We start from the raw sequence: 12,138 nt of genomic DNA, 5'->3' as shown, positions 1-12,138 counted from the left end.
TGCACTGCGGAATTTCAGACTGGTCGATTGCCAACCGCCAGAGCTGACGTTCACGACATGATCAGGCCGCCATCGACATTGATGGTTTGGCCGGTGATGTAGGTGGCGTCGTCGCTGGCGAGAAAGCTGACCAGGCCGGACACGTCCTCGCCGCTGCCGGCGCGCCCCATCGGGATGTTCTTCACCCATTCGGCCATCAGCTCGCCGGGCTTGTAGTCACCCATCAGCTTGCCCCAGGCGGCGTCATTATAGGCCCACATGTCCGTGTCGATGATGCCGGGGCAGATGGCGTTGACGGTGATCTTTTCCTTGGCCACTTCCTTGGCCAGGCTCTGGGTAATGCCGACGACGCCGAACTTCGACGCCGCATAGTGCGGCGTGTAGATGAAACCCTGCCGCGCCTGGCCCGATGCCGTGTTGATCAGCCGGCCGCCATCGCCATGCTTGCGAATGCGCGCGATCGCTTCCTGGCAGCACAGGAACACGCCCTTGGTGTTGACGGCCATCACCTTGTCCCACTCGGCCTCGGTCATCGCCTCGATCCGGGCGATGGTGATGACGCCGGCATTCTGCACCGAAATGTCGACACGGCCGAATTCCTTCTCGGCGAGATCGTAAAGCGCTGTAACCTCATCCTTCTTGGTCACGTCCATGCGCATCGACGCGACCTTGGCGCCCCCCGCTTTAAGGCCGGCGGCGACGTCCTCGACGCGGGTATCGATGGCGCTGACCACGATCGCGGCACCTTCCTCGGCGAAGCGCTTCGCCATCGCCGCGCCGATGCCGCCGCTCGCGCCGGTGATGACCGCAGTCTTGCCTTCAAAACGCTTCTGCACTTTTCTTCTCCTACCAGCAGACAAAGCCGCCATCGACGATCAGGTCGATGCCGGTGACGTAACTCGCGGCGCGGCTGGCCAGGAACACGGTCGGGCCGACCATTTCTTCCGGCGTCGCCATGCGCCCCATGGGCGTGTCGCGTTCGAAGATCTTGATCTGTTCGGCGACCTCCGGCCGCTTGTTCATCGGCGTCAGCGTGTAGCCTGGGCTCACCACATTGACGCGCAGGCCGCGATCGGCCCATTCCATTGCGAGGCTTTTCGACATGTGGATGACCGCCGCCTTCGACGAATTGTAATGCGCCTGGGTCAGGCCGCGATTGACGATCGAGCCCGACATCGAGGCGATGTTGATGATCGAGCCCTTGCGCCGCGTCAGCATGGCGCGCGCTTCGGCCTGGCAGGACAGGAACACGCCGCTGACATTGACGTCGTAGATTTTCTGCCACTTCTCCAGCGACAGCGTCTCGGCGGCCTCGGCTCCTGCAATGCCGGCATTGTTGACGGCGATGGTCAGCGCGCCGAGCTCCTTTTCCGTGCGCTCGACTGCGGTCGCCAGGTCGGCCTCCGACGTCACCGTCCCGGTCAGCACCACCGCCTTGCGGCCAAGCGCGGCGATCCTGTGCGCGGTCTCATCCAGCCCGCCTTTCGAGGCATGGCCGAAACAGGCTATGTCGGCGCCGGCTTCGGCGAGTCCGATGGCAATGGCCTGGCCAATGCCGCTGCCGGCGCCTGTTACCAGCGCTACGTCGCCGCTGAGATCGAATAGTTTCATGTTGTTCCCCCTCCTGAAATGAAGGGGCGCCAGTCTTTGCTGGCGCCCCGCGCGGTCCGGTCCTTGGGAGGATACCACCTGCTGCGCTTTGTTCCGACTCCTGTCCTCAGCTCGTGGCGAGTTCCATCACCGCGACATTGCTCGCCTCGCTGCGGTCGAGAATGCCGCGCTGGCGGCCGCGGCTCAGCACCAGCACCCGGTGTGACAGGCCCAGCACCTCCTCGAGGTCGGAGCTGACCACCACCACCGCCATGCCGGAGCGGGCGAGGTCGGCGATCACGTCGTAGATCGCCGCACGCGCACCGACATCGATGCCGCGCGTCGGCTCATCGAGGATGAACACCTTCGGCGGTCGCGACACCCATTTGGCGATGATCACCTTCTGCTGGTTGCCGCCGGAAAGCTTGCTGACCGCCTGGCCAGGTTTGCCCTTGACCCCGAGCCTTGCGATGCCGGCTTCGGCGAATTTCTGCACCGCTTTCGGAAACACCCAGCCTTTCGGCGCGACATGGTCGAAATTGCCGAACGCCAAATTCTCGCCGATGGTCTGGTCGAGAACGACGCCTTGCGCCTTTCGGTCTTCCGGCACCAGCACGACGCCGGCCTTGATGGCTGCCGCTGGCCCGCTGAGATGCACCGGTTTGCCGGCAACGCGCACCGAGCCCGACGAGATCGGATCGGCGCCGGCGATCGCCCGCACCAGTTCGGTGCGGCCGGCGCCGATCAACCCGGCAATGCCGAGGATCTCGCCTGCTTTGACCGAGAAGGAAACGTTGTTGAAGCTCTTCTCCGGCGAGGACAGGTTGTCGACCTCGAGCAGCGTCTCCTCGCGAGGTGGCGACAGATGCGGGAACATCCGCTCGACCGAGCGGCCGACCATCTGCTCCACCACTGTGCGCACGGGAATATCGGCGCGCTCGTGGCGGGCGACGATGCGTCCGTCGCGCATCACCACCACGCGGTCGGCAATCTGCGCGATCTCGTCGAGACGATGGCTGATATAGATGAAGGACATGCCTTCCGCCTTGAGCTTGCGGATCTGCTGGAACAAAAGCTCCGTTTCCTCGCCGCCAAGCGCTGCGGTCGGTTCGTCGAAGATCAGCAATTCGGCATTCAGCGTCAGCGCCTTGGCGATCTCGACCTGCTGCTGGGCGGCGATGCGCAGCGTGCCCACCTTGCGCTCGGGCGAGACGTCGAGGCCAAGCCGCTTCAACTGCGCCGAGGCATTGGCGTTCATTGCTGCGCGGTCGATGCGGGCGCCGCGCATCGGCAGGCGCCCGACATAGACGTTTTCCGCCACCGACAGATCCGGCAGCAGCTTCAGTTCCTGATGGATCATGCCCACACCGGCATCGATTGCCGCGGCAGGCGAGGCGGGGGAATAAGGTTTCCCCCGCCAGATGATGGTGCCCGCGTCGGGCCGGGTCGAGCCGGCGATGATATTGGACACCGTCGACTTGCCGGCGCCGTTTTCGCCGAGCAGCGCCACAACCTCGCCCGGCCGCACCTCAAAGCTTGCATCGGCCAGGACCTGGACCGGTCCGTAGCTCTTGCAAAGGCCGTTGACGAAGAGCCCGTTGTGCGGGCTTTCGCTGTGGCGAGGATCAGGAGACATCGTGGCGCTCTCTTAAGCGGTGCCGGTCGTTACGGATGCTTGGCGATGAACTGCTCGACATTGTCCTTGGTGGTCAGCGTCGCATCCTGCAGCTGTTCGGCCGGAACGCTCTCGCCCGCCACCAGCTTGATCGCCGCATCGACGGCGAGCCGGCCCATGCCTTGCGTCTGCTGCGTCGCGGTGACGTCGAACACGCCGTCCTTCAGCGCCTTGAGCGCGGCCACGTCGCCATCGAAGCCGGCAACCCAGACCTTGTGGCCGGGATTGGCGACCTTGACCGCCTGTGCCGCACCCAGCGCCAGCGCATCGGCCTGGCCGATGACGATGGAGACATCGGGATGCGACTGCAAAAGGTCCTGCGTCAGCTTGAAGCCTTCGTCCTGGTGCCAGCCTTCGCTCCACAATTCGCCGACCACCTTGATATCGGGATAGGCCTTGAGCGCTTCGCCGCAGCCCTTCGAGCGATCCACTTCCGGCGTGGTGCCCTTCTGGCCGTGGATGATGATCAGTTCGCCTTTGCCGCCGGCCTGCTTGGCGATGTAGTCGCACACCGCCTGCGCCGAGGCGACACTGTTGGTGGCGATGAAGGTGTCGCCGGGCGCGCCGTCGGCGTTGCGGTCGACATTGACGACCGGGATGCCGGCAGCCTTGGCGGTCTTGGTCGGCACGGTGGCGGCTGTGGCGCCGGCCGGAATGTAGATCAGCGCGTCGATGTTCTGCGTGATCAGATCCTGCACCTGGCTGACCTGGGTCGCTGAATCGCCCTTGGCGTCGACGGTGACGATCTCGATGCCCTTCTCCTTGCCGTAGGCTTCGACCGACTGCTTGATCTGGTTGAAGAAGTCGGCCTGCAAATTGGCCACGGCGAGGCCGAGTTTCTTGGCCTCCTTGGCCGAGGCCATGTCGGTCAGCCCGAGCATAGGAATGATGGCGGCAGCGGCGAGCAGCAGTGAACGTTTGGTCAGCATGTTTTTCCTCCGTTGATAGTCAAACTGTCCCGCCAGCGCATCGCGCCCCTTGGAACATCCCAGTTTCGGATCGACCGATCCGTCTATCGCCCGGACGCTCCGGGCGAATTCTCAATTGTGCCCCGTTCTCTATCGCGCCCTGCGCCGCCAGGTATCGCTGGCGACCGCCAGCGCGATCACCACGCCGATCACCACCTGCTGGATGAAGGGCGAGACGCCGAGCAGATTGAGCCCGTTGCGCAGCACGCCGATGATGAGTACGCCGACCGCGGTGCCGCCGATCGAGCCGATGCCGCCCGACAGGCTGGCGCCGCCGATCACCACCGCCGCGATGGTGTCGAGCTCATAGCCGAGGCCGGAACTCGGCTGCACCGAATCCAGCCGCGCGGCGAGCACGATGCCGGCAAGACCCGCAAGTACGGCGCAGATGGCGTAGACCCAGTTGGTCAGTGACTTCACCGGAATGCCGGAGAGCCGCGCCACCTCGGCGCTGCCGCCGATGGCGTAAAGGCTGCGGCCGGTGGCGCGGTAGTTGAGGAAGATGGCGAAGACGATCGCCAGCACCATCATCACCCCGACTGTGACCGACAGGAAGCCGAAATGGCGGATGATCGACAGGCTGGTGAACCAGTCGGGAAAGCCGACAATCTGCGAACCGTCGGTGATCATATTGGCAAGACCGCGCGCCACCGACATCATCGCCAGCGTCGCGATGAACGGCGGCAGCCGGGTGACGGTCACCAGCAGGCCGGACACCAGTCCGCAAAGGCCGGCGACGACCAGTGCTGCGACGACGCCGGCCGCAAGGCCGAGATTGAGATAGTCGGGGTGGGAGACAAAGCCCATCACCATGGCGGCCAGCGCCAGCACCGAGCCGACCGAGAGATCGATGCCGCCGATCAGGATCACCAGCGTCATCCCGATTGCCATGATGCCGAGCACCGTGATCTGGTCAAGTACGTTGAGGATGTTGCGCACGGTGAGGAACGTGTCGGTGGTCAGCGTCAGCGCCAGGCAAAGCAGCAGCAGCCCGATCAGCGGCCCCATGGTTCCGGCAAACAGCGCCGAAAGCTTCGCGGCCGTCCCACCTTGAGTGCCGGGCGCGGCTTTCAACTCGCCAGCCTTCGACTCGCTTGCATCATTACTCACGGCCACTTCGTCTCCTCCGTCAGCGAAACGACGATGGCCTGCCGTCCGCTCTTGTTCACCAGGCACCTCCCTGTGAACAATTTATCTTTGATATGCAATTTTGTTCAGCTAAACTGTTCATTAGAAAATTGTCAAGAGCCGTTGCGCCATTCGGCGGTGGTTTGCGCCACAGGGCGGTTTGTCCTAGGGAAGGCCAGGGGGCGGCGCTTGCGGAAAGATTTCCGAAATCTGCCGCGGGAGGGCAAAAGATGGCGACCGTCGAAAACGAGAAGGCCTCGCGCTTCCCCGATGCCGAGCTCAAGGCCCGGGCCGCCTGGCATTACTATGTCGAAGGTCTGACGCAAGAGCGCATTTCCGAGATCCTCGGCGTCGGCCGCATCAAGGTGCACCGCATTCTCTCCGCTGCGCGAGAGGAGGGCATCGTGCAGTTCCGCATTCGCGACAGTGTCGTCGAATGCGTGCAGCTCGAGGAGAGCCTGAAGCAGCGCTTTGGGCTAAGCCAGGCGGTCGTGGTGCCGTCGGCCGCCGACCGCAGCAACGCGCCGCTGATGATCGGCCACGCGGCTGCCGCCTATCTCGCCGACAACGTCAATGCCGGCGACGTCATTGCGCTGGGCTGGGGCCGGACGCTGAAATTCGCCATCAACGAATTGCCGAGGCGGCCGATTGCCAGGACGACGGTCGTCTCGATGCTCGGCGGCCTTACCCACGCGCAGCCGCTCAACCCGACCGAAAGCGCCTGGGAGTTCGCCGAAAAGATCGGCGCTGAATGTTTCCTGCTGCCGGTGCCGGTCTATGCCGACAAGCCGGAACAGCGCGATGCCTTCATGAGCCAGCGCAGCGTTCAGGATGTCGTCTTCCGCGCGCGCCGCGCCAACATCGCCGTGCTCAGCGTCGGCTCGTTTTCCAAGGACAGCCCGATCGCCAATTACGGCTTCATCAAACCGAGCGAACTCGAGGAATTGCAGGCGGCCGGCGCGGTCGGCGACCTCTTGTGCCATTTCATCGACGCCGAGGGCCACCCTGTCGACCATGAGGTCAACCGCCGCGTCTGCGCCTATCCGCTGCAGGATCTGTCCGATATTCCGAGCATCATCCTGGTGTCAGGCGGTCAGGAGAAGGTCGCCGTCATGCGCGCGGCGCTCGCCAACACCAGGATTTCGGTGCTCATTACCGATGAGGATGCGGCCAAAGGCCTACTCAACCGTTGAGCGCTGTCGGCCTCGGTCAGAATTCGCAGGGCTCCGGACGACTGTCGTCCGACCAGTCGGCCAGTGCGATCGGCACGAATTTTCCCGCGACCGGTTTGCCGTCGTCCAGGTCCTTTGAAGCGGTGCCTTTGCCGGTGAGAAAATTGATGTCGCAGCCGCCCAGCGTCGTCTCGACCGAGCCGTCGGCTTTCTGCACATTCCAGTCCCAGTCGCGACTGTAGCCGGCGACAAGGAATTTACCGCCGCGCCAGACGATGGTCAGCGTCGCATCCCATGATTTGTTGGCGCCGCAGCCGAAGCACGAGGTGACGACAAGCGATCCCTTGCCCTTGCTTTCGAACCCGAGAATACGGTCCTGCGTCAGCGCCTTTTTGACAAAATCAGGCTTGCGCGAAGGATCGAGCTTTCCTTCGCCGGCAGCCAGATAGATCGAGAGATCCGCCAGCCCGGTGTCGGAATCCGCCGCGATCGCGGCCCGATCCATCCGGCCGTCATTGTCCATGTCGAGCGTGACCTCAAAGGGCGGCTCGTCCTGCGCACGCGCCGTCATTGGAGCTGCCGCAAGCGCGACAATCCAGGGCAGGGCGGCAAGATGAAATACTGCTTTCATGAGCCCGATGAGTCTAGCATTGGCCGGGCAGGACGCAAAATCCCAAGCTGGGCAGGTTGGGCATGGGAGCCTCACGCAGGCAAGCTGCGCTTGAACTCAGATCGCACCGAGCCGCGCGTGGATGTCGCGTGTCGCGTGATAGAGGTCGCGGTAGATCGACTTGCGCGCCCGGTAAGCCGGCACCAGCGTCATATCCGGATCGACACGCCTGGCCGGCGCCGCCGCCATTGCCTTGGCGGCGTCTTCCGCCGAGGCGAACCAGCCGATCGCCGAAGCCGCCAGCATCGCCGCGCCAAGGGCCGCCGCCTCGTTGACCGGCGACACGAACAGCGGCCGCTCCAGCACGCTGGCCATGATCTTCATCAGCAGCGCCGAATTGGTGCCGCCGCCGGCGGCAATCATCTCTCCCGGCTTGCCGCCGCTTTCGGCCTCCATCGCCTCGCTGGCGATGGCCTGCTCCAAAGCGATGCCTTCCAGCGTGGCGCGGAAGAGATGCCTGGGCTCATGGTCGAGCGACAGGCCAACAACGGCGCCGCGCGCCGCGCCATCCCAATAGGGGCTCATGACGCCGGCCCAATAGGGCATGACCAAAAGACCGTCGCTGCCGGCCGCAACATCGACCGCACCCTTCTCCAGTTCTGCCGCGGAAGACGCGCCGGTGGTGCGCACGATCCAGTCGACCAGTTGCATGCCCGAGCGCAGCACGGTTTCCAGCATGAAGCCCGAACCGGTGGGCGAGACCAGCGTGCGAAACGCGTCCGATGTGGTGACCGTGCCGGAATAGCAGCCGCTGACGACGCCGGAGCCGAGCGAGAGATAGCTCTTGCGGGCACCATAGACGCCCATGCCGAGACCCATGGCCTGGCCATCGCCGGCGCCGGCGACAATTGGCGTGCCCGCTTTGAGGCCAGTCAGCTGGGCAATGCTTTCGGCAAGGCCGCCGCAGATTTCGCCTGGGCCGATCAGCGCCGGCAACTGCCGTGGCTGCAGCCCTGCAGCCGCGACAAGCTCAGGGTGCCATTCGCCTGTCGCGACATCGAGCAAGCCGAGCGGGTCGGCACTTGCCGTGCTGGTTACCAGCCGTGCGGTCAGCCGGTGAACGAAGAAGCCATGAACATCGACCAGGGCGGCGGCGTTGGCCAGCACCTGCGGCTGGTGTTCCGCCAGCCAGGCGATGGCATAGAGCGCCGGCGTCGGATCCGGCGGCTTGCCGCTCCAGTCGCGGATCGTCTCGCGGCCAAGCTCGGCCGACAGCTTGGCGACTTGAGGCCGGGCGCGCTCGTCAAGCCACAGGATCGCCGGGATGAGCGGCGTGCCGGCCTGATCGATCAGGGTGAAGGTCTCGCGCTGATGGGCTATGGCAATTGCCGCCACGCGCGCGGCGCCGACCTTGTCGGCAACCTGCTTCAGCGCACTGATGAGGGCTGCCCACCAATGTTCGGCATCCTGCTCGAAATGGCCGGGCTTCGGATTGGCCAGCGGATAGGCCTCGCGCGCCTGGAACAGCTCCGCGCCGTCGCGGGTGAAGGCGATCGCCTTCACCGCCGTCGTCGAGGCATCGATCCCGATAACGACATCGTCCATCACAGGGAGATCCCGAAGGTTCAGGCGGCGTTGGTCACAAACTGTCCGTCCGACTGGTCGAGACGGCGGCGGATCTGCGTTATCACCATCGAATCGTCGGGTACACAATTTTCATAGGTGAGGAAGTCGCCGGTCTTGACCGGCTTGACCACCTTGGCGCGTTCGGCAATCCCGAGCGGCAGCGCGCCCTTGGCGCGGGCGTCCTCCCAGGTCATGGCGAAGCCGCGATAGTCGTTCTCGCCGATCATGCCGAGCGATTGGCCCGCGCCGAGATCGCTCTTGGCCACCGCCACCGCTTCGGCGACCGGATGGTCGAGCGGCTCCATGTCGGCGCGTTTGTAGACCACGGCGCGCGCCGCCGACAGTGGCACTTCAAGGCTTGTCAGGTGATAGGGACGGTAGATCGTGAAATAGGGGCCCTTGCCGACCTTGAGGTCGACCATGCGCTCCAGCACGCGCGGATGCCTCGTTTCGATGATGCAGAACACGCCAGGCGCCACGCCCTTGCCGATGGAATAGTCGACCACGCCCTTGCGATGCAGCACGCCGCCATCCTCGCGCGGGCAAAGCACGCTGGCCAGTTCCTCCAGCGTCGCCGTCGGGCCGTGCATGCCCGGCACGTCGGGCACCAGCCCGGTGGCGTTGGCGATAGCCACCATCTCGATCGCCGTCTTGGAACCGTCGACGAACTCGACCAGCATGCGCGCATTCATGTTGCGCTCGGCCGCTTCCTTCTCGTAGTCGGCGGGCATGGCGTCGATCTTGAGCGGGTTGTTTTTGCCCTTGCCGGCGGCGATGATGTTGAAGCCGAGGCTCTTGGCGAAGCCGATGATCTCCAGCGTGCAGGCGGGTTCGTCGCCGGCCGCACCGGTGTAGACCACGCCGGCCTTGCGCGCTTCCTCCTTGAGGAAGCGGCCGATCGTAATGTCCGCCTCGACATTGAGCATAACGATGTGCTTGCCGTTCTTCATCACTTCGAGCGCAAACAGCGTGCCGATGTTGGGATTGCCTGTCGCGTCGATGATGACATCAATGCGGCCGGCCGCGGCCAGCGCATGCAGATCTTCGGTGACAGCGATCTTGCCGGCCTCGATGGCGCGGTCGATGGCAGAGGCGTTCGCAGCCTGGACGATGTCGGAGCGGTCATGGCCGGCGAGCAGTGCGGCATCGATCGCCGCTTGCGGCCGCACCTCGGAAATGGCACCGATCCGCATGCCCGGCATCAGCGCCACCTGGACGACGATGTCGGTGCCCATCTGCCCGGCGCCGGCGAGTCCGATGGTGATAGGCCCTTGGGCTTCAGCGCGCTGCAGAAGTTCCGCTGCAAATTGCGGATGGGCCATATCGCTTCCTCCAGTCATGACGCGCCGCAGCGTCAAATCATCATTTTGAACATTCCTATTTCCATTTGAAAAATATTTCAACCGCAAATCGGAGAATGGCTGCAGGGCCAAATCTCCCACGGAGGATTCGTGGGGTGACAGCTTCATGCTGCGCTTGATCTCAGCCGATCTCTAGGAAAGGCTTGCCGAGCAGGTCGGGCACGACATCGACGCCGAGGCCGGGCCCGTCGGGAATGCCCATGTGGCTGCCGGTGACCGGTGGCGCGTTGGAGGCCGTGCGCACCGTCACCCACTCATGGAAGGCGATGGCGTGCAGCCGGCGTTCTTCCGGCGTCGACAGCGACAGATGTGCCATCGCCGCCGTGTCGATCTCGGCGCCGCCCGTATCCTCGACGGTGATCATGAAACCGAGATCGACGGCGACGTCGCGGATTTGCCTTGTCCTGGTTACGCCGCCAAGCCGCGAGATCTTCAGCGTCAGCCCGTCGGCGGCGCCCAGGCGGTGGATTTCCAGCATCGCCTCGAGCGAGATGACGCTCTCGTCCAGCACCATCGGCTTGTCGAGCATGCGGCGCACCGACATGTTCTCCTCAATCGACGTGCAGGGCTGCTCGAACGTGTAGTCGATGCCGCGCGTGGCGTCGGCGAACTGCCGCGCCTGGTAGGGTGTCCAGCCGGCATTGGCGTCGCAGAAAATCACCGTGCCTTTCGGCACGGCCGAAGCGACTGCGCTCACCCGCTCGATGTCTTCATGCACATTGCCGCCGACCTTGACCTGCAGCCGGCGGCAGCCTTCCGCGATGATCCTTTTGGCCAGTGCCGCCATCTGGTCGAGCGTGCCGTGGGTGACGACGCGGTAGGTCTCCGCCATGTCGCTCTCGCGGCCGCCAAGCATGGTCACAAGCGGCACGTCGGCGGCGCGGGCGGCCAGATCCCAGCAGGCCATGTCGAGCGCCGACTTGATGTAGGGATGGCCCTTGAACACCGTATCCATCAGCCGGCCGATGCCGGCGAGAGCACGCGGGTCCTGGCCGATCAGGTGCGGCGCGATCTCGACCACGCCCGCGCGCGTTCCCGCCGGAAACGCGGCCGAATAGAAATTGCCGAGCGGCGCCATCTCGCCCCAGCCGGTCACGCCGCTGTCGGAGGTGATGGCGACGATCACCGCGTCGAAACAGTCGGCCACACGCCCCTTGGACATGCGGTAAGGCCCGTCCACGAAGGGCTGCACGACGCGATAGGCCTTGATGGATTTGATCTGCACTTGTCTGTCCGTTGTCTCTAGGTGTTGAGGAGGGTCAGCCCTTCGATGTTCCGCTGCTCGAGGCCACGCGCATAGGCAAGCAGCTCTTCGAAATCGAGGTCGATATGCTCGCGCGCATGGCGCTGGGCAGCGCGCATGTCGGCGCCCTTCAAGAACCGCACATAGGTCTCGTGGAGATCTTCGGCCGGCACCGGCTCGTTGCGGGCCCGCTGGTGCAGGGCAAAATACATCTGCAGCCGGCTGGTCAGCCGCTGCCAGGTTTCCAGCAGCACCGAATTGTCGGCCCATTCATAGATCAGCCCGTGCAATTGCAGCGCGGCTTCGATCTGGCGGGTGGTGTCGCGCGCGCGCGTCGCCTGCTTCCCTGCCTCGTGCCGGCGGTCGAGTTCGTCGAAGAAGCGCTGGTCGCGCAGCTTCCATGTCCGCTCGATGGCGAATTCATCGAGCACCTTGTTCAGCGAATAGGCGTCGTCGATATCTTTGGCGGTGACATCGATGACGAAGGTGCCGGCATAGGGAATGCTGGTCAGGATGCCTTCCTGCACCAGCTCGCGCATCGCCTCGCGCAACGGCGCACGGCTGACCCTCATCTGCTCGGCGATCCTCAGCTCGTTGAGCTTTTGGCCGGGTTCCAGCTGGCCGGTCAGGATCGCGCGCCGCAACAGCGCGACGATCTCGGCCCGGCGTGTCGTATCCGCGATCGGACTGAAGTCCAGCTTGGCCATTCCGTCACTCCAGTGAGAGCCGGAAACCAGACAAGCAGATTGTCGACAATCCTACAAG

11 protein-coding genes are annotated in these 12,138 nt (G+C 64.4%); 1 reads left to right on the top strand and 10 read right to left on the bottom strand.

Annotated elements, in window-relative coordinates; all coding sequences use genetic code 11:
* Nucleotides 1-50: 50 nt before the first annotated feature.
* The 5 genes from NKI31_RS26000 to NKI31_RS25980 all read right to left on the bottom strand — a co-directional run bounded on the left by NKI31_RS26000 (nucleotide 51) and on the right by NKI31_RS25980 (nucleotide 5,307).
* Nucleotides 51-869, bottom strand: coding sequence for an SDR family oxidoreductase (locus tag NKI31_RS26000; protein ID WP_050593112.1), 819 nt, complete (start codon nucleotides 867-869; stop codon nucleotides 51-53).
* The gene (locus NKI31_RS25995; RefSeq protein ID WP_023684416.1) at nucleotides 847-1,611 is read right to left on the bottom strand and encodes an SDR family oxidoreductase; all 765 of its coding nucleotides are present in this window, start codon (nucleotides 1,609-1,611) and stop codon (nucleotides 847-849) included. The genes NKI31_RS26000 and NKI31_RS25995 overlap by 23 nt, the downstream gene beginning before the upstream one ends.
* A 106-nt stretch (nucleotides 1,612-1,717) precedes the next feature.
* Nucleotides 1,718-3,226: a sugar ABC transporter ATP-binding protein gene (locus tag NKI31_RS25990; protein ID WP_352652894.1), complete on the bottom strand. Its 1,509-nt coding sequence runs from the start codon at nucleotides 3,224-3,226 to the stop codon at nucleotides 1,718-1,720.
* A 29-nt stretch (nucleotides 3,227-3,255) separates the two neighbouring features.
* A complete protein-coding gene (locus NKI31_RS25985; RefSeq protein ID WP_023668529.1) occupies nucleotides 3,256-4,194 on the bottom strand; it encodes a sugar ABC transporter substrate-binding protein in 939 nt (312 codons plus the stop codon).
* Nucleotides 4,195-4,323: 129 nt separating this feature from the next.
* On the bottom strand, nucleotides 4,324-5,307 hold the full coding sequence (locus NKI31_RS25980) for an ABC transporter permease (protein ID WP_502899200.1): 984 nt from the start codon (nucleotides 5,305-5,307) through the stop codon (nucleotides 4,324-4,326).
* Nucleotides 5,308-5,591: 284 nt separating this feature from the next.
* On the opposite strand from NKI31_RS25980, the gene NKI31_RS25975 reads away from it, so the two are divergent.
* Complete coding sequence (locus tag NKI31_RS25975; protein ID WP_023668527.1) at nucleotides 5,592-6,554, top strand: sugar-binding transcriptional regulator; 963 nt, start codon at nucleotides 5,592-5,594, stop codon at nucleotides 6,552-6,554.
* 16 nt (nucleotides 6,555-6,570) lie between these two features.
* On the opposite strand, the gene NKI31_RS25970 is transcribed toward NKI31_RS25975, so the two are convergent.
* From NKI31_RS25970 to NKI31_RS25950, 5 genes are all read right to left on the bottom strand, one after another.
* Nucleotides 6,571-7,164, bottom strand: a complete 594-nt coding sequence (locus NKI31_RS25970) for a hypothetical protein (protein ID WP_156929750.1) — start codon at nucleotides 7,162-7,164, stop codon at nucleotides 6,571-6,573.
* A 96-nt stretch (nucleotides 7,165-7,260) separates the two neighbouring features.
* A complete protein-coding gene (locus NKI31_RS25965; RefSeq protein ID WP_352652893.1) occupies nucleotides 7,261-8,748 on the bottom strand; it encodes a xylulokinase in 1,488 nt (495 codons plus the stop codon).
* A gap of 20 nt (nucleotides 8,749-8,768) precedes the next feature.
* Complete coding sequence (locus NKI31_RS25960) at nucleotides 8,769-10,091, bottom strand: NAD(P)H-dependent oxidoreductase (RefSeq protein ID WP_023668524.1); 1,323 nt, start codon at nucleotides 10,089-10,091, stop codon at nucleotides 8,769-8,771.
* Between the two features lie 160 nt (nucleotides 10,092-10,251).
* Nucleotides 10,252-11,355 carry a mandelate racemase/muconate lactonizing enzyme family protein gene (locus NKI31_RS25955; RefSeq protein WP_023754063.1) on the bottom strand — a complete coding sequence of 368 codons (1,104 nt, stop codon included), beginning with the start codon at nucleotides 11,353-11,355 and terminating at the stop codon, nucleotides 10,252-10,254.
* A 17-nt stretch (nucleotides 11,356-11,372) separates the two neighbouring features.
* Nucleotides 11,373-12,080, bottom strand: a complete 708-nt coding sequence (locus NKI31_RS25950; RefSeq protein WP_352652892.1) for a GntR family transcriptional regulator — start codon at nucleotides 12,078-12,080, stop codon at nucleotides 11,373-11,375.
* Nucleotides 12,081-12,138 lie beyond the last annotated feature (58 nt).

Source organism: Mesorhizobium sp. M0659 (assembly GCF_040320605.1).
Classification (GTDB): domain Bacteria; phylum Pseudomonadota; class Alphaproteobacteria; order Rhizobiales; family Rhizobiaceae; genus Mesorhizobium.
Note: the sequence above shows the minus strand (reverse complement) of the source record. Positions and strands in the feature narration are given on the sequence as shown.

What these genes read in the sequence shown, in the direction of transcription:
- NKI31_RS25990 (WP_352652894.1), bottom strand. Translation starts at nt 3,226, where the DNA reads ATGTCTCCTGATCCTCGCCACAGCGAAAGCCCGCACAACGGGCTCTTC.
- NKI31_RS25960 (WP_023668524.1), bottom strand. Translation starts at nt 10,091, where the DNA reads ATGGCCCATCCGCAATTTGCAGCGGAACTTCTGCAGCGCGCTGAAGCC.
- NKI31_RS25950 (WP_352652892.1), bottom strand. Translation starts at nt 12,080, where the DNA reads ATGGCCAAGCTGGACTTCAGTCCGATCGCGGATACGACACGCCGGGCC.
- NKI31_RS25970 (WP_156929750.1), bottom strand. Translation starts at nt 7,164, where the DNA reads ATGAAAGCAGTATTTCATCTTGCCGCCCTGCCCTGGATTGTCGCGCTT.
- NKI31_RS25975 (WP_023668527.1), top strand. Translation starts at nt 5,592, where the DNA reads ATGGCGACCGTCGAAAACGAGAAGGCCTCGCGCTTCCCCGATGCCGAG.
- NKI31_RS25965 (WP_352652893.1), bottom strand. Translation starts at nt 8,748, where the DNA reads ATGGACGATGTCGTTATCGGGATCGATGCCTCGACGACGGCGGTGAAG.
- NKI31_RS25985 (WP_023668529.1), bottom strand. Translation starts at nt 4,194, where the DNA reads ATGCTGACCAAACGTTCACTGCTGCTCGCCGCTGCCGCCATCATTCCT.
- NKI31_RS26000 (WP_050593112.1), bottom strand. Translation starts at nt 869, where the DNA reads ATGGCGGCTTTGTCTGCTGGTAGGAGAAGAAAAGTGCAGAAGCGTTTT.
- NKI31_RS25995 (WP_023684416.1), bottom strand. Translation starts at nt 1,611, where the DNA reads ATGAAACTATTCGATCTCAGCGGCGACGTAGCGCTGGTAACAGGCGCC.